The organism is Sorangium sp. So ce836 (genome assembly GCF_028553905.1).
GTDB classification, from domain to species: domain Bacteria; phylum Myxococcota_A; class Polyangia; order Polyangiales; family Polyangiaceae; genus Sorangium; species Sorangium cellulosum_D.
This window is the reverse complement of the sequence record NZ_CP102233.1, coordinates 7,737,305-7,762,419: the sequence shown is the minus strand read 5'-3', so window position 1 is coordinate 7,762,419 and position 25,115 is coordinate 7,737,305. Positions and strand designations below refer to the sequence as shown.

General features: G+C 70.8%; 18 protein-coding genes. 13 read left to right on the top strand and 5 right to left on the bottom strand.

Annotation, left to right across the window (positions count from 1 at the left end; all coding sequences use genetic code 11):
* Positions 1–568 precede the first annotated feature (568 nt).
* The 9 genes from NQZ70_RS27890 to NQZ70_RS27850 all read left to right on the top strand — a co-directional run bounded on the left by NQZ70_RS27890 (position 569) and on the right by NQZ70_RS27850 (position 14,642).
* Complete coding sequence (locus tag NQZ70_RS27890; RefSeq protein ID WP_207217497.1) at positions 569–7,084, top strand: FG-GAP-like repeat-containing protein; 6,516 nt, start codon at positions 569–571, stop codon at positions 7,082–7,084.
* On the top strand, positions 7,084–7,527 hold the full coding sequence (locus tag NQZ70_RS27885) for a hypothetical protein (RefSeq protein WP_129576915.1): 444 nt from the start codon (positions 7,084–7,086) through the stop codon (positions 7,525–7,527). Before NQZ70_RS27890 ends, NQZ70_RS27885 begins: the two co-directional genes overlap by 1 nt.
* Positions 7,528–7,812: 285 nt before the next feature.
* Entirely contained in the window at positions 7,813–8,007 is a 195-nt protein-coding gene (locus NQZ70_RS27880) for a hypothetical protein (RefSeq protein ID WP_129576914.1), read from the top strand.
* On the top strand, positions 8,007–8,225 hold the full coding sequence (locus NQZ70_RS27875; protein WP_129576913.1) for a hypothetical protein: 219 nt from the start codon (positions 8,007–8,009) through the stop codon (positions 8,223–8,225). The genes NQZ70_RS27880 and NQZ70_RS27875 overlap by 1 nt, the downstream gene beginning before the upstream one ends.
* A 225-nt stretch (positions 8,226–8,450) precedes the next feature.
* The gene (locus tag NQZ70_RS27870; protein ID WP_129572567.1) at positions 8,451–8,864 is read left to right on the top strand and encodes a helix-turn-helix domain-containing protein; all 414 of its coding nucleotides are present in this window, start codon (positions 8,451–8,453) and stop codon (positions 8,862–8,864) included.
* Positions 8,861–9,205, top strand: coding sequence for an IS66 family insertion sequence element accessory protein TnpB (tnpB, locus tag NQZ70_RS27865; RefSeq protein WP_165373740.1), 345 nt, complete (start codon positions 8,861–8,863; stop codon positions 9,203–9,205). The genes NQZ70_RS27870 and tnpB overlap by 4 nt, the downstream gene beginning before the upstream one ends.
* A gap of 256 nt (positions 9,206–9,461) precedes the next feature.
* Positions 9,462–11,504: an IS66 family transposase gene (gene tnpC / locus NQZ70_RS27860; RefSeq protein ID WP_165373741.1), complete on the top strand. Its 2,043-nt coding sequence runs from the start codon at positions 9,462–9,464 to the stop codon at positions 11,502–11,504.
* A gap of 534 nt (positions 11,505–12,038) precedes the next feature.
* The gene (locus NQZ70_RS27855; protein ID WP_129576912.1) at positions 12,039–12,440 is read left to right on the top strand and encodes a hypothetical protein; all 402 of its coding nucleotides are present in this window, start codon (positions 12,039–12,041) and stop codon (positions 12,438–12,440) included.
* A gap of 552 nt (positions 12,441–12,992) precedes the next feature.
* Positions 12,993–14,642, top strand: coding sequence for a lipopolysaccharide assembly protein LapB (locus tag NQZ70_RS27850; RefSeq protein ID WP_129576911.1), 1,650 nt, complete (start codon positions 12,993–12,995; stop codon positions 14,640–14,642).
* A gap of 80 nt (positions 14,643–14,722) precedes the next feature.
* Here the strand turns inward: NQZ70_RS27850 and NQZ70_RS27845 are convergent, their stop codons facing one another.
* On the bottom strand, positions 14,723–15,703 hold the full coding sequence (locus NQZ70_RS27845; RefSeq protein WP_129576910.1) for an AraC family transcriptional regulator: 981 nt from the start codon (positions 15,701–15,703) through the stop codon (positions 14,723–14,725).
* A gap of 126 nt (positions 15,704–15,829) precedes the next feature.
* On the opposite strand from NQZ70_RS27845, the gene NQZ70_RS27840 reads away from it, so the two are divergent.
* Positions 15,830–16,420 (top strand): ATP-dependent Clp protease proteolytic subunit, encoded by a 591-nt coding sequence (locus NQZ70_RS27840; protein WP_165374672.1) that lies wholly within the window; start codon positions 15,830–15,832, stop codon positions 16,418–16,420.
* A gap of 36 nt (positions 16,421–16,456) precedes the next feature.
* Here NQZ70_RS27840 and NQZ70_RS27835 read toward each other — a convergent pair whose 3' ends face one another.
* The 3 genes from NQZ70_RS27835 to NQZ70_RS27825 form a co-directional block, all read right to left on the bottom strand.
* Positions 16,457–16,771, bottom strand: coding sequence for a hypothetical protein (locus tag NQZ70_RS27835; RefSeq protein ID WP_129581620.1), 315 nt, complete (start codon positions 16,769–16,771; stop codon positions 16,457–16,459).
* A 74-nt stretch (positions 16,772–16,845) separates the two neighbouring features.
* Entirely contained in the window at positions 16,846–18,249 is a 1,404-nt protein-coding gene (locus tag NQZ70_RS27830) for a VPS10 domain-containing protein (protein WP_272825841.1), read from the bottom strand.
* A gap of 165 nt (positions 18,250–18,414) precedes the next feature.
* A complete protein-coding gene (locus tag NQZ70_RS27825; RefSeq protein WP_165374201.1) occupies positions 18,415–20,181 on the bottom strand; it encodes an RICIN domain-containing protein in 1,767 nt (588 codons plus the stop codon).
* 622 nt (positions 20,182–20,803) lie between these two features.
* On the opposite strand from NQZ70_RS27825, the gene NQZ70_RS27820 reads away from it, so the two are divergent.
* From NQZ70_RS27820 to NQZ70_RS27810, 3 genes are all read left to right on the top strand, one after another.
* Positions 20,804–21,901, top strand: coding sequence for a Nif3-like dinuclear metal center hexameric protein (locus NQZ70_RS27820; protein WP_129576907.1), 1,098 nt, complete (start codon positions 20,804–20,806; stop codon positions 21,899–21,901).
* Between the two features lie 343 nt (positions 21,902–22,244).
* Entirely contained in the window at positions 22,245–22,607 is a 363-nt protein-coding gene (locus NQZ70_RS27815) for a hypothetical protein (protein ID WP_237244117.1), read from the top strand.
* An 85-nt stretch (positions 22,608–22,692) separates the two neighbouring features.
* Entirely contained in the window at positions 22,693–24,153 is a 1,461-nt protein-coding gene (locus tag NQZ70_RS27810) for an MATE family efflux transporter (protein WP_129576906.1), read from the top strand.
* Between the two features lie 6 nt (positions 24,154–24,159).
* Here NQZ70_RS27810 and nudC read toward each other — a convergent pair whose 3' ends face one another.
* The gene (gene nudC, locus NQZ70_RS27805) at positions 24,160–24,996 is read right to left on the bottom strand and encodes an NAD(+) diphosphatase (protein WP_129576905.1); all 837 of its coding nucleotides are present in this window, start codon (positions 24,994–24,996) and stop codon (positions 24,160–24,162) included.
* Between the last annotated feature and the right edge of the window lie 119 nt (positions 24,997–25,115).

The window sequence follows — 25,115 nt, the reverse complement described above, 5'->3', positions numbered from 1 at the left end:
AACCTATGCACGGCGCGCGCATATGTCATTGGGAATCTGCTCCCGGGAAGGAGGAGGCATGATTCCGACGGTGGGGAGGTGAGGTGAGGGAAGAAGGTTTCACCATGAAGGCAATACGGAGGGCGGTCTCGAAGGGAGGGTGAGGTCTCGCCGGGAGAGGGGAGGTGGTCGCGGGGGGAGACGGGACCCTTCGCCGCGAGACCGGAGGTGGTCGCGGAGGGAGAGCAGGATCTCGCCGGGAGAGGGGAGGTGGTCGCGGGGGGAGACGGGACCCTTCGATCCGAGACCGGAGGTGGTCTCGAAGGAAGGGTGAGGTCTCGCCGGGAGACCGGGATCGATCTCGACGGAGAGTCGAGCGTAAGAACCGGATTGACTCGCCATCATGACCATGGTGTTTGCCATGCTCCCCGGCGAGCTGCTCTTCATGGCAGCGGATCGAACCTGAGTTGGCGGGAGTGTGTCGGGGGGGAGCCCCGCTCCACGGGTGGACGATATGAAGAATGAACCTCGGCGCGCGGCCGCGCGGGCGGCCTCGCAGCGTCCTCGGCGATCTCTGGTGCATGCATCGATGGCGGTGTCCTCGCGGGCGTCGTCTCTGGGCTGGTTTCTATCCCTTCTCGTGCTCGTCCTCGTCGCCTGCGGCACGCACGAGCGGCCGGGGGCCGAGCGGCTCGGCCTGGCCGCCGCCGCGTCGACGGGCGGTGCGCGGCCCGCGCTGCCCGAGCCGCTGGATCTCCCGCAGTCCCCGATCCTCAGCGGCGACGACGTCGGATACCTGCCCGGCGCCGGGCAGGTCACCGCCGACGGGGCCTATAGCTATACGATTCCGCTCGACGTCCCGCCGGGGCTCGGGGTGACGCCGGAGCTCGCGCTCCGGTATTCGAGCCGCGGCGGCAACGGTCCGGTGGGGCGCGGGTGGAGCGTCGCCGGCAGCTCGTCGGCGATCGCGCGCTGCGACGCGACGATCGCCACGGAGGGGCGCGCCGACGGCCCGGACTACGACGCGTCCGACAGCTACTGCCTCGACGGCAAGAAGCTCGTCCCGGTGGCTGGGTTCGGGGGGCGAGCCGAATACCGCACCGAGGACGACGAGATGTCGATGATCCGCGCGCTCGGCAGGACCAACGAGGGCGCGCCGGGGGCCTTCGAGGTGCGCACCAAGGACGGCCGGATCCGCATCTACGAGGAGACCTACGCCACGCGCGTCGCGGCCAGCGTCGAGGCCGAGCAACCGGCGGGCGTGGTGACGCCGCTCTGGCTGCTCGCGCGCGAGCGCGATCGTTCGGGGAACGAGATCGAGTACCTCTACGAGAAGCACGGGGCCTCGGCGCCGCCGTACTCGCACGAGTTCCTGATCGAGACGATCGCGTACGGGCCGGGGTCATCGCCTCGCCGGAAGATCGTGTTCGCGTACGAGGATCGCCCTGACCCGAGCATCTCTTACGCGGGCGGGATCGGCTGGCGATCGACGAAGCGGCTCAAGACGATCGCGATGTGGGCCCCGAACCCGGTGTCCACGCAGAAGGTCTGGGAGTACACGCTCGACTACGAGATGGGGCAGCTCGGCCGGAGCCTGCTCTCCTCGGTGCAGAAGTGCGGACATCAGGGGACCTGCCTCTGGCCGAAGCGGCTGCACTGGATCCACGAGGATCCTTTGCTGTTCGCCGGCGGTCCGGTGCTCCCGATCTCCGGGGAGATCACCTCGGTGCGCGTCTTCGACGCCAACGGGGACGGGCGGGACGACATCCTCCACGCGGTCGACGTGCCGACGCCGTGGTTCCCAGACCCTAGGCCCGGGCACCCCAATCCTCCCGTCCCGCCGGAGCCGCCGGACCAGCTGTTTCTGAGCCTCTCCGAGCCCGGCAGCGAGGTCTCGTTCCGGACCGTGCGCGTCAACCCGTCGGGCTCTCCGCTGGAGGAGGTCAACCTGAAGCACAGCCGCCCGGTGGACATCGACGGGGACGGCAAGGTGGAGCTGCTCGCCTACGACACCGGAACATGTCGCTACAGGCTGGTTGCTTGGAGCGACAAGGAAAAAGCGTTCGTCGCCACCGGCGCGACGGTCTCTGGGGGCACGTTGCGCTTCTGCTCGCGTCGTTTCTCCGCGTCCCCGCCCGAGCTCGAGCTGGTCGATCTGAACGGCGACGCGTTGCTCGACGTCGTCGTCGAGTTCGCGCAGTCGTTGGACGAATCGTTCTGGAGCATCCAGATGAACGAGGGCGGCCGGTTCGGCGAGCGCATCGTGACCGGCGTGCGCTCCGCGCCCTGGCAGTGCGAGGCGGTCGGCGGCGATCTCGACGGCGACGGCCGCGGCGAGCTGATCGTGGGCGAGGACGATTGCGAGGCGGGCGTGGCGATCGGGCTCGACGACGCCGGGGAGGTGACGACCTGGCCTGCGTTTCCGCTGAAGCGCGGGGGCGCGCCGGTGACGCTCGCGGACGTGAACGGCGACGGGCTGAGCGACGCGCTCTGGGTCGACGTCGACGCGGGCTCGGTGGAGCTCAGCGTGAACACGGGCAACGGGCTCGGCCCTGCCGTGACGCTCCCGGATCCCGGGCTCGAGGAGGCGCTGGCGCTGGAGGCAGGGGGCCTCGTGGTCGAGCCGTTCGACCTGAACCGCGACGGGCGCGACGATCTCCTCGTGTCGATCTCCGACTGGTTCAGCCCCGTGCCGCCCGGGGGCCGCTTCACGGACCTGATCCTCGCCTTCCTCTCGCGCGGCGACGGCACGTTCCTGCGCCAGGAGATCGGCTGGGAGGAGCCGGAGACGGGGACGCACTATTCGCCGCTCCCTGCGGGGGGCGCGATGTGGCACGGCGACTTCGACGCGGATGGCCGCGCCGACGTGCTCACGCGGCGAGGGAGGGCGCTCGAGGTCACGCGCGCGATCGGAAAGGATGTGGAGCTCCTGAGCGGCGTGTCCGACGGCGACGAGCCGAGGGCCTACCGCGCGCACGTCCGGTATGGCCGGACGAACCCGTCATCGTCGCCTCGGGAGGTGTGCACGTATCCGCTGCGATGCGTGTACCGTGGGGCGCCGGTGGTGGCCTGGGTGGGCGGGCTGGAGCGGCCCGGCGGGACGAGCTACCGGTTCGAGGATCCGCGGGCGGACCTGCTCGGGCGCGGCTCGCTCGGGTTCGAGCGGATGATCGAGTGGAGCAGCGCGTGGCCCGTGGAGCGGATCACGGTGTTCGACAACGAGACGCGCGTGGGGACGGCGTATCCGTTCGCGGGCCGACCGCGGTGGATCCGGGAGGTCACGCCGATCGTGCCCCACGGCCCGCTGGGCGCGCGCGGCTGCGACCCGCTGACCGACGGATCGTGCACGGTCGAGGAGGGCCCCGCGAGCGCGAGGGCGCGGGTGGTCGAGCAGGACATCGACTACCGGGTCGTCGGGCTCAACGACGGTCGCAGCTACCTCGTCTCGGTGAAGGGGACGTTGCGGCGCGAGTTCGAGGATCCCGAGGTGAACATCGACTGGGCCGAGGGGGTGCGCCTGCACTGCCGGGACGTGGAGGACCCCGGGGATGCCGCGCCGATCCGGCAGAGCGCGGCGTACGAGGTGGATGACTACGGCAATGTGCGGGGCGAGACCCTCGAGACGGCGGGGGGCGCGCGCCGCGAGGTGACGAGGACGTTCGACGTGCGGCCCGACGAGTGGCTCGTCGGGCTGATCGACACGCACGCGGAGCGCGTCTACGAGGCCGGCGACACCCCGCCGGCGAAGCTGCATGTCGACTACCACCACGACGAGCGCGGGCTGCTCGACGAGGTGAAGATCGAGCCGGACAGCACGGATCCCGACGTCCGGGAGACGATCTCGTTCCAGCTCGACGAGGCCGGGCGGCTGATCGAGGAGAGGCGCGAGGCGGCCGGGGAGTCGCCGCGGATCTGGAGCTACGCGCACGATGATGTGTCGGGCGAAGGGATCTTCGTCAGCCAGGTGTGGAACGGGCTCGGCGTGTCGCACTGGACGTATACGCACCCGGCGTACGGCGTGCTGATGGGGGAGATCGACGTGAACGGCGCGTGGTCGACGCGCGTGCACGACGACCTCGGGCGGCTGAAGCGCGCGAGGTCCGGCGCCGGCGCGTCGAGCGAGACGACGATGGCCGCGTGGGTGGAGGCGGGGGAGACGGCCGGGCTCCTGGTGGAGACGACGCTGGCGAGCGGCGGCCACGCGGTGGTGACGCTGGACGAGCGCGGTCTGGCGGTGAAGGAGGCGGAGCGAGCGTTCGACGGGCGGATGAAGGTGCGCGCGAGGTCGTACGACGTCTTCGGCCGGCCGCTGTCGGTGAGCCGACCCGGGTTCGACGCGGCGGCGGGGGAGCGGGCCGAGCGGACCTACGACAGCCTGGGCCGCGTGCTGTCGGAGACGGGGCCGGACGGGGCGCGGCAGCGGTACGAGCACGAGCTGTTGCAGACGATCCGGATCGATCCCGAAGGGCGGCGGAGCCGGACGATCGTGGACGTGGAGGGGCGGCCGAGCGAGACGGCGGTGGAGGTGGACGGGGCGTGGCAGTCGACGCACTTCGCGTATGGGCCGCACGGCAAGCTCTGGAGGGTGAACGACCCGAAGGGGAACAAGACGGCGGTGGAGTACGACGTCCGGGGGCGGCGCACGATCCTGCGCGACCCGGACACCGGGGTGCGGCAGACGCGGTACAACGGCTACGGGGAGATGCGGGAGGAGGTGAACGCGCTGGGGCAGAGGACGGTGGTGGAGCGGGACGCGATGGGGCGGAGGCTCCGGGTGACGAGCGCCGACGGGGTGACGACGTACACGTGGGACAAGGCGGAGCACGGGGTGGGGCGGCTTGCGTCGGCGCTGAGCCCGGATGGGACGGAGGTGTTCAATACGTACGACGCGCAGGGGCGTGTCTCGCAGGTGTGGACGGCGATCGAGGGGGAGGCGTTCGCGGTGGGGGTGACGTACACGCCCGACGGGCTGCGCGATGAGCTCTTGTACCCGAAGGTGCCGGGGCGGGACCGGTTCCGTGTGAAGCACGTGTACGAGGATGGGTCGCTGTCGGAGCTGCGCGCGAGCCAGGAGGACGGGACGACGCGGTCGCTGTGGAAGGTGAACGCGCGGAACGCGGACGGGGCGCTGCTGGAGGCGACGTTCGGCAACGGGGTGCGCGCGGAGCGGACGTACGAGCCGATGACGGGGCGGCTGGCGACGGTGGCGGCGAAGACGAACGCGCCGCTGCAGGCGCTGGCGTACGGCTACCACGACGACGGTCGGGTGCGGGAGCGGCGCGACGGGGTGGCGCTGCGGGTGGAGACGTTCGGGTACGACGAGGCGGGCCGGCTGGAGCGATGGGAGCTGGCGGCGCCGGGCGGGGCGCGGGGGACGACGTACGGTTACGACGAGCTCGGCAACCTGCGCACGGTCGCGGTCGACGGGGTGGTGGCGGAGGAGAACCGCTACGAGCCGGGGGGAAGACCGCGGATCGTGGCGGGGCGCGATGGGGTGACGTTCGGGCATGACGCGGCCGGGCGGCTGGTGGGCTCGAGCGCGGGGCTCGCGATCGCGTACACGGCGTTCGACCTGCCGAGGCGGGTGGAGAAGGAGGGAAAGAGCTGGGCGTTTCTGTATGACGCGTTCGGGGCGCGGGTGAAGAAGAAGCACGAGGGGGAGGAGACGGTCTACGTCGGCGGGCTGTACGAGCGGCGGACGGACGCGGGCGGGACACGGCACGTGTTCCGGGTGGGGTCGCCCGAGGGGGAGATGGCGCAGGTGGTGTACGCGGGTCCGGGGGAGGAGCGGACGCTGTACGTGCACGCCGACCCGCTGGGGAGCGTGGGGCTGTTGACGGACGAGGCGGGCGAGGAGGTGGAGCGGCTGCACTACGAGCCGTTCGGGAGGCGGGTGGACGCCGACGGCAATGCGCCGGGGGTGGCGAAGAGCGAGGTGAAGCACGGGTTCACGGGGCACCGGCACGACGATGAGCTGGGGCTGATCGACATGCGCGGGCGGGTGTACGACCCGAGCCTGCGGCGGTTCTTGACGCCGGATCCGCTGGTGACCGACCCGCTGTGGGGGCAGAGCTACAACCGGTACAGCTACGTGATGAACGACCCGGTGAACCTCGTGGATCCGACGGGGTTCTACTGGAGGCTGGTCTCGTTCGACAACGGCGGTTCGGGGTGGGTCGAGTACGACGACACCACCGGAGATCTGATCGGAATGATGGGAGAAACGATCGAGGTCGGAGCGCCGTCCGATGCGTTATCTTCCGGCGAGGTGAGGCCGCCACAGCCTCCCGGTGGGGCGGAGGAGCGAGGGAATCCGGAGTTCGAGAGCGACTGGGCGTCGTTCATCCATGCCGGAGACGAGTACTTCGAGCAGCGCGGCGGCTCGTCGGTGGGCGACGACTACTCGGGCGCCGGGGAGACGCTGGCGGCGGTGCTGGAGCGCGGGGTGCGGCTGTCGGACCTGACCGGCGAGAAGCCGACGCCCGGGCTGGTGAGCGGGTCGGTGATGGGGGACCCGGTGATCGTGCCGCGGTTCAACTGGTCGGCGGCCGTGGCGCGGGACTTCCACGAGGCGCTCGAGCTCGGGGCGCTGGCGTGGCACGCGGGCAACGACGCGGAGGCGTTCATCCAGGACCTCCGGGCGGCGATGGATGTGCTGGCGCTGGTCGGCGCGGTCGCCCTGGAGAGCGGCATCGGGCCGGCGATGGTGCTCGGCGCCGTGTTGCCGAAGCTGGGGGGAGGGGCGGCGGGGGCAGATGCCGCAAAGGGTGTGACTCGCGACCTTCACGGAGAAGCGGTTGCTGCGCGGGATGCGCTCGCGGCAGAGTTGGCCCAAACACGGCATCCGCCTGCAACCGTGGTCGGCGCATATTCTCCATCGATTGGGCGGGCGATAGCGGGAGCGAATCGGGGTGGCGGACTTGGTTGCGCAGAGGGGGTCTGCTCGGAAGCTCTCGGGCATCCGCCTGACATCCGTTTCACACCTGCCGTGAGGCCCCGCACGGGGCAACCGGTTGATGTATGTCGAATCTGTGAATCGACGTACGGCCGCGGTGCGTTTCCGGATCCGGCCACGCGTTTTCGATCCGACCGAGGAGGGCAGTGATGTCTACGATAGGAGCAAAATCCGCCGACGATATTCTCGGACTGGAGTTCGATTGGTTAGCCAGTGACGCTGATGGGTACGTTGCCCTGTTCAGTACCGCGGGCGGTGGCTACGCCCCGGATGAATTCCTACGAGACACTGATGCACACGATGCGGCGATCGATGCTGTCCTTGCGTGGCCCGCTTCGACCGTGGCGCGGTTCGCGCCAGAGCTACCCCCGGGCTTGAAGAACACGTGGCGGCTGGTGGCGGAGCGCGGGCTCTTCGCCTTCGACTCAGACCCCCATGGCGGGCCCTACCGCATGGTTGCAGCGCCAGCCGATCCCGTGCGGATTTTCGAACTGCCCAGGATCGCGATTGATATTGTCGAATGTCTCAAGCTTCGCCAGGTGCGATTCGCACGCCAGTCGGTCATCCCGGCGGAACTCCTTCAGGAGAGATAGTAGCCCGAAAACTATGGCGTCGATCTCGTCCATCACGAGCACGCAGGCGTGCCCAGGTCCCGCCGCTTGCCGGGCTTCGTCCGCATGTGGACACGGCGACTACATAACCGAACTCCGGGCGGAGCGCCATGTTCAGCCTTGATTTCAGGATTTCCTTGCTCCGCCGGATTTGTCACGCATCGGATTGGCATCGTAGAGGCGGGATCTGCGTTCCGTATCGATGATGCACCCTGGCGCGCGACGCTTCTCGTTGTGTGACATGATAATTACGCGGATCTCGCCGGAATGCGTGCACGCATTCCGGCGAGATCCGCCAATAAATCCGTCGAGCGTGTAGTGCGGCAAGCATATCGCTACGGAGAAAAAATTGGTGGTCAGGGCGAACGGGTGCTGATGCGGGGCCAGTACGACAGTCTCACTATAGAGATGTGGGTGAACACTACAACGAAGACCGTCGAAACCGCCTATCCGGTGTTCTGATGCAAACCATCGCGCTCAAGATCAACCCCAAGTACGCAGGGCGCTCGCAGGCAGGCGTTGTGTGGGCTGGACTGTGCCTGGACTTTGGCGACCGAGCATTTCCGGATCCCAGATGGAGCGATTTTGTAGTCGTCGTGCTCACGTGGTGGCTTAATGCGTTGATGATCCTTCTGCGCGGAAATTCGCAGCGGCAGGAGGTGATGTTCATGGAGGGGTAGCCGCTCCGCAGAGCGCGTTCTGAAGCGAGCTTGTGGAAGGCGGCCCCGTGCGTAGAGTCGCGGTGCGATGGCGAAGCGACGGAGCGGGGAGGAGGGAGTCGAAGTCCCGAGCCTGATGACGGGTAGCCGCTCCGCTGACCGCGTCTTTCCCCTGGCCAGATTCGGTTGCACGCTACGCGACGCCAGATGAGGGCCGTGCCCTCGCCGAGCGAAGAGGAGCGAGCGATGCCAGGAAGCAGGGAGCTGGTACAGCTGCGTGCAGAGCTGTCGAGGTATCGAGAGCAGAAGAGCCGTGGGAAATTCCCGAGCGAGCTGCGGGAGCGAGCCGAGGCCTACGCCAAGGCGCGCTCCCGCTCGGGGGCAACACCGACCGAGATCGCCACGGAGCTCGGTGTCCACAAGATGACTGCCGACCGATGGGTGGCTGACGGTGAGCGCGCAGACGAGGGTGCGTCGCCAAGAGCCCCCAAGGCGGCTCAGCAGATTCCGTTCCTACCCGTCGTGGTGCGCCCGGAGCGCCGCGAGGCGCCGCCTTTGCGGCTCAACGTCGCGTTTGCCGACGGGACGCGGATGCAGGTATGTGGGATAGGCGCGCGCGAGCTCGTGGAAGCGCTCGAAGCGTTGCGGAGGGGACGGTGACCCCCGCGACTATAGCCGTCTATCTGGCGGTCGGTCCAGTGGACTTGCGTGGTGCGTTCGACCGGCTCGCCGCGATCACCCGGCAAGTGCTGTGCCTGGACCCGGCCAGCGGCGCGCTGTTCTTGTTCCTCAACAGGAGGCGTAACCGGCTCAAAGCCCTTTGGTGGGATCGCAATGGATACACGATCTTGTATAAGCGTCTCTCGAAGGGTGCATTTGCTCTGCCTTCGTTCACCGAGGCCGACGGCAGGTGTATCGAGCTGTCAGCACAGGACTTCGCGCAGCTGCTCGCCGGTCTGCCTGTAGAAGAGCTGGCAAGCCGCCGCCGGCTGGTCCACTGAGGCGTCTGCGCCGGCGCTCGTTCACCGCGCTGCCGGCGCCAGCGCGGCCCGATGGCGGCCGGCGCAGCCGGATGCGGAGATGGAGCAGGGCGCGCGCTGCATCGCGCCCGAAGACCTCGCGAGAGCGCGCCGCCGATGGCGCACCATGGCGGCCCTGCATTCCCGCCTTCGACGAGAAATTCTCATCGAAAACAGCGAATTTTCGCTGCATAAGGTACTTGTCAAGAGCAAGCGCAGGGGGCATCCATGGCGCGCCTTGACCTCGACGACACGCCCCGGTGAGACCGCGCTGCCGCAGTCGACGGAGGCAGAGCGCCTTGACGGCGCGGCGCTCGTGCTCGGCTATCTCCAGGCCAGGGGACAAGGACAGGGGAGCCCCGCCGGCCCCGCGTCGGTGGTCGACGCGCTGCTCCGGCGGGTGCAGGAGCTCGAGGCGAGGCTGGCCGAGCTCTCGACGGCGGAGCAGCAGGCCCAAGAGCTCGCTCGCACCGTCGCGTCGCTCAAGGCGTACAATCAACAGCTGCAGGAGACGATTCGGACCCTGGAGATCGGATTCCGGCGCCACGTCTCCGAGCAGGTCTCGCCTGACCAGCTGCGGCTTTCGCTGGCCGGAGAGCCAGATGCCTGTCCGGCTCCGACTTCGTCGCAGGCCGAGAGCGTCGACGCCGCGCCCGAAGTGGACCCGGGCGAGGCCAGCGGCCCGCCGCCGGGCTCCGCGAGCCCACCGGAGCACGCGGGGACGGCAGAATCCTCCTCCGGCTCCGATCCCGGAGGTGGCAAGCCAGTCAAGCGCCACGAGCACGGGCGCCGCCGCATCGGTGTCATTCCGAGGGTGATCATCGAGTCGCTGCCGCAGGAGGTGCTGCTCAAAGGCCTCGAGCGCTTCGAGCGTGTGGGCGCCGAAGACAGCTCGAGCATCGGCTACCGGCGTGGCGGCCTCCTCGAGCTCGTCACGCGTCGCCTCAAGTACGTGGCCAAGGCGGAGGCACCGGCGGCGAGCAGCGCAGCTGAAGAGGCGCCGGCTCCTTCGCCAGCCGCCGGGCCGGCCTTGAATCACGAGCGCGGCGAGCCGCTCGTCGTGCGGGAGCACGAGCTCCTGGGGATCCCCGCGGACACGTCCTTCAAGCAAAGCCCCTTCGTCGACGGCGTCCTTGTACGCTACACGCCCGAGTCGGACGCTGCGGAGGACAGCGGACCGGTGAAGATCGCGTCGCTGCCGGAGCGCCCGATCGACAGGTGCCTTGCCGATCCGAGCCTCTTGGCCCACCTGTTCGTCCACAAGCTCGACTACCACACGCCCTACTACCGGCAAGAGGTGGAGTCGGATCGCCACGGCTTCCGCATCGGCCGCGGCAACATGACCCGCTGGCAGTACGATTGTGGTGGCATCGCGATGCGCATCGCCGATGCTATCTGGAGCGACGCGCTCTCGAGGTCGTGGTTCGCCATGGATGCGACGGGCACCGCCATCCGGGCCAAGGACAAGCACCGCTATGGGCATGTCTTCGTCCTGGTCGCGCCGGGCGATGGGGTGCTGTTCCGCTATACACCGACGTACGACGGGCCCACCGTCGCGAAGCTCTTCGGCGGCTACCAGGGGACGCTCGTCGCCGACGCCTCGGCCAACCACAACGTGCTGTTCGGGCCGGGCAAGGCGCGTGAGGCCGGCTGCTGGAGCCATGCACGAAGGCGCTTCTTCAAGGCGTTCAAGGCCGGGGCGGGCAAGGAGGCGGCGTTCGCGCTCCAGACCCTCCAGGCGCTCTTCCGCGTCGAGCAGGAATGCGCCCTGTGCAGCCCGGACGAGCGCCTCGAGATCCGGCAGCGCAAGTCCGCACCGCTGATTGAGAAGCTCTTCGCCTGGGTCGAGGCGCAGCGGCAGGTCGTCCCCGAGCATTCGCCGTTGCGCGAAGGGCTGGTCTATCTGCACAACCAGAGGGAGGCGCTCTGCGAGTTCCTCTCCAACGGGGAGATCCCCATCCACAACAATGCCTCCGAGAGGGCTCTGCGCCGCGTCGTCAAGGGACGGCGCAACTGGCTCTTCCACGGCAGCGACGAGCACGCTGTCCGGTCTTGTGCCATCACGTCGCTCATCGCGACTTGCCAGATGCACGGGTTCGACCCCGAGCTCTACTTGCAGGAGATCCTGACCGTGGCTCCGAGCTATCCGCTCAGTCGCATCCTCGACCTGAGTCCCAAGAACTGGGTCGCGACGCGACAACGCCTCATCGCCGAAGGGCGGCTCAAGTACCTGGACCTGGCTCGGATCACCGGCTCGCGGCTCGCCTTCCGCGACCGCTGATCGCGCCGCGTCGCCCGCAGCCGCCGCGCCCACAGCGCTCGTCGCGTCCGGAGCGGTCGAGGCCGGCGCGCGTCCTTTCCGCGCCGAGGTGCGTCGGCTCGTCGAGCCGGTGCTGTCGTCGCTTCGCCCGGCCGCCGTCGAGCTCGTCGTGGCGGGGCGCCTCCGGGTCGCTTCGCTTCGGCGCTGCTTGTCCGCGCCTCGGGTCGGCCGCCGTCCGCCCTCCTGCTCCGCGGACGGCTGGGCGGCGCTCTTGCGGCGCCCCACGCCTGCGGGCTCGGCTGCTCCCGCGCGCTCTTCCTGGCCGGCCGCGCGACGCGGGCGCCCCTTCGCGCGGGCGGGGACGTCCTCGCGGCCTTGCCACGCGACATGCGGCGCGGACAGCTTCAGCACCGCCGTCATCAGGCTCGGGACTTCGACGCCTGCGTCCCCGCTCCGTCGCTCCGTCATCGCACCGCGACTCTACGCACGGGGCCGCCTTCCACAAGCTCGCTTCAGAACGCGCTCTGCGGAGCGGCTACGCGCGGCGGCTCGTCGGTGGGCGACGACTACTCGGGCGCCGGGGAGACGCTGGCGGCGGTGCTGGAGCGCGGGGTGCGGCTGTCGGACCTGACCGGCGAGAAGCCGACGCCCGGGCTGGTGAGCGGGTCGGTGATGGGGGACCCGGAGATCGTGCCGAGGTTCGACTGGTCGGCGGCCGTGGCGCGGGACTTCCACGAGGCGCTCGAGCTCGGGGCGCTGGCGTGGCACGCGGGCAACGACGCGGAGGCGTTCATCCAGGACCTCCGGGCGGCGATGGATGTCGCGGCGCTGGGCGTCACGGTCGCCCTGGAGAGCGGCATCGGGGCGGCGATGGTGCTCGGCGCCGTGTTGCCGAAGCTGGGGGGAGGGGCGGCGAGTGGAGTAAAGATCGGCGGCAAGGCTTGGGAGGAAGGATGATGTCAGTATTTGAAGTGCTCGATGAAATTCGCAAACGACCCGGAATGTATGTTGGTGGCGATGAATCTCAACGCGTGACGCAATTGCAGAACTTAGAGCAACTTCTGTGCGGGTACTCTCTAGCGTTGCGTCATCGCCGCATTCAAGAACGAGTTGTGGATTTTAATCGATAGTTCGGCGCGTTCCTCTGGGAGGCACGAGGATGGAGTGCATCGTGTGGGCCCGTCGCTGCGATTCGTGACACGGCCAAGAGCGACGCAGAATCATGGGAGCTATACTGGAGACTGGCCGACGAATTCCGTGCCACCGTTGATGCACGGTAGCGATCTGCGTCGCAGACGTGAAATCCCAATTCTGTATGGTTGATGCCTCTGGCGCGAGGCTTTTACGTGGTATGATGATAGGCCGGTCCTCACCGGAATGCGCTTCGCATTCCGGTGAGCTCTAGCATCAGGCAGGCCGACCCTCGATGACACCTGGACGGATGCGCGGCGATGGTGTACGCCTCGCCGGGGCTCGCCCATCCACGGCGACGGGCATCAGGGAAATCGTATGTTGACTTCCATCCTCGCACGGTCCCTCAGCGCTGCCGCGCTCGCGCTCTGCGCCGCCAGCGGGCTCGGTTGTGCTCAGTTCAAGCCACCGCTCACCTGCCCGTCCCAGGGCGGTGCTCCGTGGGTAGAGCTCTCCTCGCCGCACTTCGTGATGTGGACAGATCTCGACCGCGCCGAGGCGCGCGACGCCCTCGCGGAGTTCGAGAGCTCGTACAAAGCTCTCGAAGACATCTGCTTCCCGAGCGACAACCCCGATCCGTTTCGCATGCAAATCATCCTGTTCGCGCGCGAGCGGGATTTCCGTCAGTTCGGTTCAAGGTTCGCCGTCGGCTATTTCATGCATAAGCTGCCGAGCGACCTCGAGCCGGCGCCGACCATGGTCATGTACGGCTCGCTCGAGGATCACGTGCGCCTCACGTTCCAGCACGAGCTCGCGCACCACTTCGTCGCGCAGAGCATCGGGCCGGCGCCAGCGTGGCTCAGCGAAGGCCTCGCCGAGTTCTACTCGACGTTCCGCGTGCAGGATGGTTATGCATACGTCGGCTCGCCGCTGCCCCATCGCAGCTTCCTGAAGAGGACCTCCTGGCGCGCCGTGAGCGATGGCTCGTTCACACGCTGGCTGATCCCCGTCAGCCAGGCGAGACCCGCCACGGAGCTCATCCACCTCGGCCGACCCGGCTTCTACGGCCGCTCCGACGATACGTCGGGGGCCGCGCGGCGCCGGGTCGTGCTCAACTACCTGAGCTCATGGGCGCTCGTGCACATGCTGATCAATGGCCCCGAACCCTACGTGCGGCGCTTTGCCAGCTTCCTCGAGGCCGCCTCGCGCGGCGCGCCGGTGCGGCAGGCGTTTCAGCAAGCGATCGGGGACCTCTCGCCCGAGCAGCTCGAGCGGGATTATCGGAACTACCTCGTGGGTCCGAGGATGATCAAGAAGGTTGGCCCCTACACGGCCCCGCCGCCCCCGCCGCCACAGGTCGAACGCGCGATGAGCGACGCAGAGGTGCACGTGCTCTGGGCTCGCCTCAAGAGGTGGCAGCGACATGAGAGGGCGTGGGCGGCAGCGCACCTCGAGAAGGCGCTCGCCCATGAGCCGGGCAACCCCGAGGTCCGCTTCTGGCGCGGGCGCCTGTGGACGGTCGAGGCCCGCCTCACGGAGGCGGAGCAGGAGCTCGCGGCGGCGCTCGCGGCGAGGCCGACGGATCCTCGATATCTCATGGCGAATCTCATGTTTCTCTCCACGCTGTGGCGCAGCCACGCGATCACGACGGACGAGGCGATGGAACGAGCCGCGCCGCTCGTCGATCGTCTGAGCCGCACTGCATCCACGGCGGCACAGCTCAACGGGGTAGCCCGATACCGCATCGCGTTCCGCGAGCTCGACGAGGCGCAGACGTTCGTGAAGCGCGCTCTGAAGACAGACCCGAGCTGCGCGTCCTGCTATGATACGTACGGCATATTGCTCGTCCTGCAAGGTCGGGTCACGGAAGCCATCAGCGCGGCGTCGCGCGCGCTCGACCTCCTGCCGGAGGGAGTCGAGAATCCGTTCATCGAGGCTCGTCTCCGCTGCTTCCGCGCGCACGAGCAGGCGCTGCGCGACGGCGCGCCGACGCACCCGGAAGATTGCTTCAAGCTGCTCATGGAGTGACGCCGGTCAGGATCCCGCCCCGCCCCCCGGTCGCGCGCCACGTCGGCACACCCGCTCCCGCGCCGCCCCCGCGATCGCCCTCACGCCGCCGCGCGCACCGGCGGCAGCCGGAACGCCGCCCCCTCGGACCGGCTGCGCCGGCGGAACGCGCCCGGCGCCTCGCCCGTGTGCCGCTTGAACGCGCGGCTGAACGCGAACTCCGAGTCGTAGCCGACCTCGGCCGCCACGGCGGCCAGCGAGCCGTCGCCCTCGGCGAGCAGCTCGGCCGCCCGCTGCATGCGCAGCTCGGCGAGGTAGCGGAGCGGCGGGACCCCCAGCTCGGCCAGGAACCGCCGCGCCAGCGCCGCGCGGGAGAGGCCCGCCGCCTTCGCGAGCGCCTCGAGGGTCCAGCGCTCCGCCGGCCTTTCCTGCATGAGCCGGAGCGCGCGGGCGACGCGCCGGTCGAACGCGCGCGCGACGCGCCGGCCCCGCGCGCGCCCCGCGCCCACCTCGCCCGCCCGCTCGTGGCAGTGCAGCGCGTAGGCGAGCAGCGGCTCGAGCAGCGAGCGCGCCAGCGCGGCCTGCCCCGGGGACGGATCCGTGAGCGCGGCGCGCAGCAGGCCCACCACGGCCGAGAGCCCCGGCGCTCGCCGCACCTCGCCGGCAGGGAGGTGGACCACCGGCGCAAGCGAGGCGAGCGCCCCGCCGGGCGCAGCGGCGTAGGTCGCCGAGATCAGCTCCGCCTCCGCGGGAGCGGCGCCGGTCGACGGCGCAACGCAGCAGAGGCTCCGCTCGCCGGACCCCGCGCCGCGCGCGCCGAACCCGAGGAGCACGAGGTCGCCAGCGTCGAGCTCCAGGGCGCACGCCCCGTCCAGCGCGCGCGCCCCGTCCAAGGTGCATGTCCCGTCGTCCTCCGACTCCGAGCATGTCCCGTCGTCCTCCGAGAGGCGAAACGCGCCCTGCACGACGACGTGGACGCTCGGCGAACCCCCCGCGCTCGCACGCCAGAGCGCGCCAGGAGGGCCGTGATGCCGGGAGACCGCCACGCCGCGGGGAAGCTGCCGCTCCATCTCGTCCGCCATGCCCCATGGTTGCCCGCTCCGAGGCCGCTCGTCCAGCGCTCCCTCGAGGATCGAGACGCGCGAGCATGACTCCGCGCCTCGCGGTCATGGCGCGCGGGCGGGGGCGGCCGGAAGCTCGGGGCCATGATGCGCCTCGATTCCACGCCAAACGAAGAACAGCCGCTCCCCCGCGCGCTGTCCGAGAAGGTCCAGAGCAGCCTGCTGAGGAGCCGGACCGTCCTGATCTTCGGGGAGATCACCAGCGAGCTGGCGCAGGCCACCACGGCGCAGCTCCTCGCCCTCGCGAGCGACAGCGAGGAGCCGATCCGGATCCTGATCCACTCGCCGGGCGGGCACGTGGAGTCGGGAGATACGATCTACGACGTGATTCGCTTCATCCGGCCCGAGGTCAAGGTGATCGGCACCGGATGGGTCGCCAGCGCGGGCGCGCTGATCTTCGTCGCCGCGCGGCGGGAGAACCGGTTCGCGCTCCCGAACACGCGCTTCCTCTTGCACCAGCCGCTCGGCGGCGTGCGCGGCCCCGCGTCGGACATCGAGATCGAGGCGGCCCAGATCCTGGCCGCGCGCGAGCGGCTCAACCGGATCTTCGCCGCGGCGACCGGGCAGGATCCCGCGAAGATCGCCAAGGAGACCGAGCGCAACCTGTGGATGACCGCGCGCGAGGCCCAGGAGTACGGCCTCGTGCATCGGGTCATCGAGAGCGCGCTGGAGGTCTGAGCGCCGCGCGAGCCCTCCGGGGCGGCCCCCCTCCGGTCAGCGCTGGCAGCCGGCGAGCGCGGGCGCCCCGAGCAGATCGAGCTGCTCGACCGCGCGCTGCGGCCGGCGCGCGCCGAGGCCCGCGTCCGCCGACGGGGCGGCGCCCCGGAAGGCCGCTCGCCGGAGGAGCTCCTCGCGGAGCGCCCCGAGCTCGCGCGCGGGAAGGGTGCTCGTGTCCGTCACGAGCCGCGCGCCGTCACGGTAGCCGGTCCACACCGTGTAGCCGTTCCGCGTGACCTCGATACCGAATCTGGGGCCATAATCCGTGATTTCGTAGCTGCGTCCCAGGGCGAGAAAGCTCCACGTCTTCATCGTGACCGTCTCGCCAGTGTCCATCGGGGCGGCCGGAGCGGCCAACAAACCCGCCTCCGGTCATCGAATCCCGATCATCGCCCAGGGCGGCTCCGCCGCCGCCGCGCGCGCAGGAGCGCGCCGCCGGCCGCGACCAGGCAGCCCGCGAGCGCCCCGGCGCGCCCCCCGCCCGACGCCTCGCAGGAGCAGCCGCCGCCGGCGCTCGCCCCGCTTCCGCCCGCGCCCGCGCCGGCCGCGCCCCGCCGGCCGCGCCCCGCCGGCCGCGCCCCGCCGGCGCCCGCCCCGCTCCCGCCCGCGCCCGCGGCGCCGCCCGACGCCGCGCCGGCCTCGCACGAGCGCGCGGCGCCGACGAAGCTCGCGGTCGCCGGCCAGAGGTCGGGGCAGGTCCGGCCGGTCGAGCCCTCGGCCCCGCAGGCCGCCGGCGGGCCGCAGAGGCGATCGAGCGTCATCAGCGGCGAGAACGTCGCGCCCCCGTCCGTGGAGACGCCCGCGGAGAAGCCGTCCACGGGCTCGTCGGCGCAGGCGAAGAGGCCCCGCGCGGTCCAGGTCAGGCAGCGGACGCCGAGCTGCCCCACCTGCGTGAACTCCAGCGTATCCGTCGGCGCGACCCACAGGCCATCCATGTCGCTGCCGGCCGCGATCCTGGTCCCGTCGGGCGAGAGGGCGAGGCCGAGGAGGCTCGCCGCCTGGAACACCTCGCGCCAGGTGGCGCCCCCGTCCCGCGAGACCAGCAGGGTGTCCGCGCCGTCGCCGTCGCGGCGCACATACACCACGTCGGGGTCCTCCGGGTCCACGGCGCCGAGGTAGGGCAGGTTGCGATCGTCGCTGCCAGGGACGTCGAACTCCTCCCAGGTCGCGCCGCGATCGTCCGAGCGCCGCACGATCCCCTGGAACGTGGGGCCGTTGCGGCGCCCGCTCACGTAGATGCGCCGGGGATCGCTCGGCGCGCTGTCCAGGGTCACGCCGAGGAACGTGCTCGGGAAGTCGGCCCCGGCCTGGGTCCACGTCCTCCCGTCGTCCTTCGACTCCCAGACCTGGGTCAAGATCGCGTCGCTCGCCATCACGCTGGAGCCGAGCAGGAGGACGCTCGCGGGGTCCGCGCGGTCGATCGACAGGTCGACGATGTTGCGCTGGGCGAGCGCGCCCTCGGCGAACTGCCAGTCGCAGCCGCCGTCGTGCGTCGCGCTGAGCCCGTCGAAGAGCCCCGCGAGCATCGAGCCGTCGGCGGTGACGACCATCATGGGATCCTCGAAGCCGCTGTAACCGACCGCCGCCTCACAGATCCACGACCAGCGCTCGCCGCCGTCACGGGTGGTGAGGACGCCGTAGGTCGCGCGGACGACGATGTGCTCCGGATCGGCGGGATCGACGAGGATCTGGCCGGCGGTGGGGTATCGACCGTTGGCGAGCGCGGGCGCCGCTGCGGAGAGGGCTAGGCTCGCCGCCGCGGCCGCGAGCCCGAGAGCGATGCGGTTCATCGAGGGGAGGTACATCGATCCTCCTGCACGGCGCAACGCTTCGACAGGAGGCCGCGGGAGCGGCGCCGGGCTTGGGAGATCCCTGGCCCGACGCCGGTCACGATCCGCCGCTCTGGGGCGCGCCGGCGGGAGCGGCGCCCCCGGTCGTCGCGCCCCGGAAGCGCGCTATTGCCGCCGGAACCGCTGGTTCGTCCCGGTGCTGCACGTGTACTGGATGTACCTGGCGTTGTCGGCGGTGCTGACCCCGTTGACGTCCACGCACTTGCCGCTGTTGACCGAGCGCAGCGAGACGACCCCGTCGCCGCGATCGATGATCTCCCACTTCTGGCTGTTCCTGCTGCTGTTGCAGTCCGCCTGCGTGATGTTCGCAGAGTTGTTCAGGCTGGCCCCCTGCACGTCGAGGCACTTTCCGCTGTTCACGTTCTTCACGGTCGCCGTGGCGCCGCTGATCGTCTCGATCTTCCACTGCTGATCGCTCGCCCCGGTGCACGGCCGCTGGATGATGGTGGCGCCGTTGTCCTGGCTCGCCGCGTTGACGCTCATGCACTTGCCCGAATGGACGGCCGCCAGGCTCTGGCCGCCGGTGCCGCCGGTGCCGCCGGTGTCGCCGCCGGTGCCGCCGGTGTCGCCGCCGGTGCCGCCCAGGCCGGAGATCTGGACCTGTGCGCCCGTGGCCGACACCGAGAGGACCTTCACCGTCGCGTTCGTCCCGAAGAGCTGATGAGAAGCGCCGACCACGAGCGGCGCGTCCCTGAAGTTCCCGCCAGGGACCATGTCGAGCAGGTGCGCCCGGCCGCTCTCTCGCGACTGCGTGAAGAACGCATGGATGAGGACGCCCTTCGTGGAGAGGTTGCGCGAGTCGACGACGTTCGTCGCCGCCGGCTGGCGGAACTCGATCTGGTACATGATGTCGTTCGGGCCCTTGACGCGGAGGAGCTGGGTCCCGCTGCTCGCCTCGGTCATCGGCGCGAGCGTGTAGGTCCCGTCGGCGGTCGCCGTCACGGCCTGCGTCGACGGGATCCACCCGAGGTTCACCTTGTAGTTGGCGTTGAAGTGCTGCTTGCCGCCGTTGCCCATCGGGTCGAACACGTCGCCGTACTCGTCGAAGGTGCAATCGTTGCTCATGGTCACGGTCGCCCCGTTGCTGCGACAGGTGCGCGAGGAGGCGTGCCACAGGCCGAAGTTGTGGCCGAGCTCGTGCACGACGACCTCGGGCCAGAGGCCGGCGATCCAGGTGGCGCTGCCGGGCTGCGCGCCCATGCCGGCGTACCCGCAATCCAGCTTGCCCATGATCATGTAGTGCTGGTACGCGTTGAGATCGAAGCCGGCGTTCCGCGCCGCGGCCTTGGCCTCGTTCTGCCACCGGTTGTAATCGTCGCACTTGCCGAAGGCGATGTTGAACGGGCCGGCGACGTCGTACTGGAGCTGCATCTTCCCGAATGACGAGCCCGCCAGGTGGGTCGCCGCTCCATCCATGGTGTTGCGCACGTCCTGCTCCGTGCCCAGCGTCTGGCCGCCGTCGAACTGCACGCGCAGCACCAGGACGCGCTTGGCCCCGGTCGTGACGAGCGCGCTCGTCAGCTCGCCGATGCCCTCGGCCGGCCGGATCGCGTCGACGATGATCGTGCCGTCGTCGGCCTCGGTGCCGAACACGTCCACCGGGGAGCCGCTCGCCGTGCGCCAGTCGATCGGCGCCTCGGCGCCCTGCGGCGCCTCCGTCATCGAGTCCAGGTTCAGGCGCACGAACTCCCCGTCTTCCCGCTCCAGCATGTACCGCGCCTCGCCATTGGCGACGGCGACGGTCAGCGTCCCCGAGGCGGTCGGGGGCGGCCCCGCTCCCTCGTCACCGGCGTCGATGCTCAGGCAGCCGGACGCGAACGCGCACGCTGCGGTGAGGGCAACCGTGGTGAGGCGTGACTTGAAGCGCTGCATGGGATCTTCCTTTCCTGGCTCGGTCCGATGCGCCCATCTCCCCCCGTGTCGGAGAGCGCCGCACCGTTCCCCCTCAGGAGCCCAGGCGCGGCGCGACGGAGCGCTGCCAAGGAGAGGCCGCAAGCGCCGCCAGCCTCTCCGCTGCTGATGTAACTTGACGGTCAATCCGCTCTTCCGCGGCGCGACCATCGCTCGCGATCGTCGCGCCGCAGCGCCGTCTCGCGGGTGCCTGGGCCTTCAGAGCAAATTCGTGGCCACAGCCGTGCTCTCGGCTTGACTCGGGGAGCTCGCCTGTCTCGGCGGAACAATCACGTGCGAACGGCCAGTGATCCAGTCCGATGTTATGTTTGCGCGACTGGCATGGATCGCGAGAGATCCTGAATGGACATGAAAACACCACCCCAGATCCATCATGTGAGTTGGCGAAAGGGCGCTTGTGCTCGTCCGCTCGAGCGCTTTCGGCCGGCGTTCTGCGCTATTTGATGCGAGGGTGGCAATCCGTGCTCGGGGGTGAACACGTGAGTTCTCCGGTGAGGGCGAGGGCGGCGATGTGGGTGGCTCGGCGCGCTCGCGGTGCGCCGCTGGCGCTGGTGCGGCCGCCGCCGCTGGTATAGATGCGCGTATGACCCTCCTCCAAGACGTCGTGGCCGCGCTGGAGTCGATCGCCCCGCTCCGGTTCGCCGAGCCGTGGGACAACGTGGGCCTCCTGGCGGGCGACCCCGCGCGGCCCTCGTCGGCGGCGCTCCTCGCCATCGATTACACCCCCGAGGTCGCCCAAGAGGCGCGCGAGCTCGGCTGCGATCTCGTCGTCGCCTACCACCCGCCGCTCTTCGAGGCGGTGAAGCGCGTGGTCGCGCCGAGCCCCATCTTCGCGGCGATCCGGGACGGCATCGCGCTGTACTCGCCCCACACGGCGCTCGACGTCGCCGAGGGCGGCACCAACGATGTCCTCGCCGACGCGCTCGGGATGTCCGGGGAGCGCGCGCCGCTCCGGCGGGCGCCGTCCAAGGCGTGGCAGCACAAGCTCGTCGTCTTCGTCCCGGAGGAGCACGCCGACGCCGTGGCCGACGCCCTCGCCGCGGCGGGCGCGGGCCGGATCGGCCGGTACTCGCGCTGCAGCTTCCGCACGGTCGGGACGGGCACGTTCTTCGGCGAGGAGGGCACGAACCCCACCGTGGGCGAGAAGGGCCGGCTCGAGCGCGTGACCGAGGTGCGGCTGGAGATGGTCTTTCCCCGCGATCGGACCGAGGCGGTCCTGCAGGCGATGCGCGCCGCGCACCCCTACGAGGAGGTGGCGTTCGATCTCGTCGAGCTCGCCGTCGAGCCGCTGCGCGTCGGTATCGGCCGCATCGGGCCGCTCGGCGGCGCGGCGCCGGTCGGCGACCTGCTCGGCCGCGTCAAGGCGGCCCTGGGGGTCGACGCGCTGCTCGTGGCCGGCCCCGAGCAGCGCGCCGTCGCGCGCGTGGCGACATGCGCCGGCGCGGGCGGCGCGCTCCTCGAGGACGCGATCGCCCAGGGCGCCGAGCTCTATCTCACCGGCGAGCTGCGCCACCACGACGCCCTGCGCGCGGCGAGCGCCGGCGTCACGGTGGTGTGCGCGCTGCACTCGAACAGCGAGCGCGCCGCGCTGAAGCGCCTGGCCGAGCGGCTCCGCGCCGAGGTGCCGTCGCTCCGCGTCGAGCTCAGCGCGCGAGATCGGGATCCGTTCACGATCCGCTGAAGATGCGGTGATCCGAGGTGGAACGAGGAGAGACCACCATCGAAGTCCAGGTAGCCCGGCGCAGACGGGATGGAGGCTGTCGGAGGCGTCCGAGCGCACGACGGAGGCGGTGAGGGGGTAATTCTGGCCGCGACCGCGGAAGGGGTGGCGCAGGCCGGCGAGATGGCCCCGGCGGTGGCGGCCCAGGCGACCGCGCCGTAGGGATGGATATGCAGTGAGGCAGTGAGATCGAGCGGAGCGCCCATGGTGCGACTCACCGCCGGCACCCCGGACAGCAGCGCAGCGCCAGAGCTCCCGCGCTCGCCTGGATCTCGCAGGGCACCGCCGCGTCGAGGGCGAAGCGATGACATTCCCGAAGGACACGCCGAGACGTCCGCCGCCATGGGCCGAGCCAGTCCGGAGCGCGAGCGCGCCGGAGGCGTGGCAGGAGCGGCTCGTCCACGCGCGCGTCCGACGCCTGATGATGGCTCACGGGGTCGACGACCCCGACGTGGAGAGCGCGCTCGTGAAGGTGGCGGCCTGGGTCGAGGAGCTGGTCGCCGCCGAGCAGGCGGCGCCGCAGGAGGAGATCGAGGCGTGGGTGCGTGCGCTCCCGGCCGAGGCCCAGGCCCACGGGCGCAGGTCGCGCCTGGCGCTGCGCGGCGCTGTCATTTTCGTGCTCGGCGTCCTGTGCGGCGTGGCGCTCGCCGCCCTGCGCCTGCGCTGAGTCGCGGCCCGGTCACCCGGACGGACGCGCGGGCCCGCAAAGGCGCTGGACTGGACGGGCGCCCGCGATCAGCCTGCTCGCCCCCATGCGCGACCACGCCACGCCTCCTGTCCCCGACCTGCGCGCGGAACCCGATGCGCCCTCGCCCGGCCTGCGCCGAGGCGCCGGCGTCTGGTCGACGCTCCGCGAGGCGGTGGGCGGCAGCGGGCACGACTTCACCCAGGGCTCCATCGACCGGGCGATCGTCCTGCTCGCGATCCCCATGGTCATGGAGATGCTCATGGAGTCGCTCTTCGTCGTGGTCGACGTCTTCTGGGTGTCGCGGCTCGGCGCCGACGCGGTCGCCGCCGTCGGGCTCACGGAGTCGCTCCTCGCGGTGGTGTACGCCCTGGGGATGGGCCTCTCGGTCGCCGCGTCCTCGACGGTCGCGCGGCGGATCGGCGAGGGGCGCCCCGAGGAGGCGGCCGCCATGGCGGGGCAGGCGATCGTGCTCGGCCTGCTCGCCTCGCTGCCGATCGCGGTGGCCGGCGGGCTGCTCGCGTCGCGGCTGCTCGCGGCGATGGGGGCGAGCGCCGGGGTGATCGCGACCGGCGCGCCGTTCGCCTCGACGATGCTGCTCGGCAACGGGACGATCCTGATGCTGTTCGTCATGAACGCGGTCTTCCGCGGGGCCGGCGACGCGGCGCTGTCGATGCGGGTGCTGTGGCTGTCGAACGCGCTGAACATGGTGCTCGGCCCGTGCTTCATCTTCGGCCTCGGCCCGTTCCCGGAGCTCGGCGTCACCGGCGCCGCGGTGGGGACGACGCTCGGCCGCGGGACCGGCGTCGCGCTGCAGGTCTTCCTGCTCGCGCGCGGCGGCGGTCGCGTGAAGGTGAGGGCGCGGCACCTCGTGCCCGACCCGAGGGCGCTCGCGGCGCTGCTCCGCCTGTTCGCGAACGGCGCGTTGCAGGCGCTCATCGGCACGGCGAGCTGGATCGGCATGGTGCGCATCCTGGCCCCCTTCGGGAGCGCGGCGCTCGCCGGCTACACGATCGGGATGCGGGTCATCGCGTTCGCGATCCTGCCGGCGTTCGGGCTCGCGAACGCCGCCGCGACGATGGTGGGGCAGAACCTCGGGGCCGGGCGCCCCGAGCGGGCCGAGGCGGCGGTCTACCGCGCGGGCGTCTGGAACACGGTCATGCTCGGCGCGATCGGCGTGGTCTTCGCGGTGGGCGCGGGCGCCATCGTCGGCGCGTTCACGGGCGACGCCGAGGTGCTGCGGTCCGGCACGGAGACGCTGCGGATCGTGGCGTGCGGGTTCCTGTTCTACGGGTTCGGGATGGTGTTCACGCAGGCCTTCAACGGCGCGGGCGACACGTGGACGCCGACGATGCTGAACTTCGCCTGCTTCTGGCTCTGGGAGATCCCGCTCGGCTGGGGGCTCGCGCGCGCCGCGGGGCTCGGGTCGACGGGCGTGCCCATCGCGATCGCGGTGGCGTTCTCGACGCTCGCGGTCGCGGGCTGGCTCATGTTCCGCCGCGGGGCGTGGAAGCAGCGCCGCGTCTGAGGGGAGCTACCGCGCCGGGCGCGCGAGCCAGGCGTCGACGAGCTTGCGGGCGATGCTGAGCGGCGGCGGCAAGAGCGGCAGCGCGTCGCGGTGGAACCAGCGCGCGTCCTCGAGCTCGCGCGTGTCGACGCGGAGCTCGCCGCCGGCATAGCGCGCGGTGAAGCCGACCATGATCTGGTGCGGGAAGGGCCACGGCTGGCTGCCGAAATAGGCGATGTCCGCGACGTCGACGCCCGTCTCCTCGTGGACCTCGCGCGCGACGCACGCCTCCAGCGTCTCGCCCGGCTCGACGAAGCCCGCCACGAGGCCGTACATGCCCGCGGGGAACCGCGCCTGCCGCGTCATGAGCACGCGCGGGCCGTCCTCGACGAGCACGATCGTCGCGGGCGTGATCCGGGGGAAGTAGTTGCTGGCGCAGCGGACGCAGCGCTTGACCCGCTCGTCCTGCCCCGCCTCGAGCGCGGCGCCGCACGCCGCGCAGTACTGGTGCGCCCGGTCCCAGTGCTGCACCTGGTACGCGGTGCCCGCCACGTCGAACAGCTCCGGATCGATGCGCCCGTGGAGGCGCCGCAGCGAGACGTAGGCGTGCCCCTCCGGCGCCGGGGAGCCCTGCGCGAGCTCCGCGGAGCGGCAGGGGCGGCCGTCGAGCTCTCCGAGCGGCTGGTCGCGCACGGCGACGACGCCGAGCTCCGCGAGATCGGCCGCGACGGGGACGTCGAAACGATCGCCGCCGTCGCGAGGCGCGCGGACGAGGAGCTCGTCGCCGCGGAACGCGAACCACGCGATCCCGGGGGCCGGCGCGCTCGGGCGGCCGAGCCCGGGGCGGAAGCGGGAGGGCGGCATGGGGTCACGCCCGCCCGCGGGGCCGCGCGGCCTCCGCTGCGAGGGCCTGCGCTGCGCGACGTCCGCCGGAGGGAGAGCCGATCGGGGGCATGCGGGGGGAGCTTAGCGCCGATTCCGTG

Coding starts and splice junctions, on each gene's coding strand:
- NQZ70_RS27840 (WP_165374672.1), top strand. CDS start 15,830: ATGCGCCTCGATTCCACGCCAAACGAAGAACAGCCGCTCCCCCGCGCG.
- NQZ70_RS27815 (WP_237244117.1), top strand. CDS start 22,245: ATGACATTCCCGAAGGACACGCCGAGACGTCCGCCGCCATGGGCCGAG.
- NQZ70_RS27835 (WP_129581620.1), bottom strand. CDS start 16,771: ATGAAGACGTGGAGCTTTCTCGCCCTGGGACGCAGCTACGAAATCACG.
- NQZ70_RS27845 (WP_129576910.1), bottom strand. CDS start 15,703: ATGGCGGACGAGATGGAGCGGCAGCTTCCCCGCGGCGTGGCGGTCTCC.
- nudC (WP_129576905.1), bottom strand. CDS start 24,996: ATGCCGCCCTCCCGCTTCCGCCCCGGGCTCGGCCGCCCGAGCGCGCCG.
- NQZ70_RS27825 (WP_165374201.1), bottom strand. CDS start 20,181: ATGCAGCGCTTCAAGTCACGCCTCACCACGGTTGCCCTCACCGCAGCG.
- NQZ70_RS27850 (WP_129576911.1), top strand. CDS start 12,993: ATGTTGACTTCCATCCTCGCACGGTCCCTCAGCGCTGCCGCGCTCGCG.
- NQZ70_RS27810 (WP_129576906.1), top strand. CDS start 22,693: ATGCGCGACCACGCCACGCCTCCTGTCCCCGACCTGCGCGCGGAACCC.
- NQZ70_RS27875 (WP_129576913.1), top strand. CDS start 8,007: ATGCAAACCATCGCGCTCAAGATCAACCCCAAGTACGCAGGGCGCTCG.
- NQZ70_RS27820 (WP_129576907.1), top strand. CDS start 20,804: ATGACCCTCCTCCAAGACGTCGTGGCCGCGCTGGAGTCGATCGCCCCG.
- NQZ70_RS27870 (WP_129572567.1), top strand. CDS start 8,451: ATGCCAGGAAGCAGGGAGCTGGTACAGCTGCGTGCAGAGCTGTCGAGG.
- NQZ70_RS27890 (WP_207217497.1), top strand. CDS start 569: ATGGCGGTGTCCTCGCGGGCGTCGTCTCTGGGCTGGTTTCTATCCCTT.
- NQZ70_RS27880 (WP_129576914.1), top strand. CDS start 7,813: ATGCGTGCACGCATTCCGGCGAGATCCGCCAATAAATCCGTCGAGCGT.
- NQZ70_RS27830 (WP_272825841.1), bottom strand. CDS start 18,249: ATGAACCGCATCGCTCTCGGGCTCGCGGCCGCGGCGGCGAGCCTAGCC.
- NQZ70_RS27885 (WP_129576915.1), top strand. CDS start 7,084: ATGTCTACGATAGGAGCAAAATCCGCCGACGATATTCTCGGACTGGAG.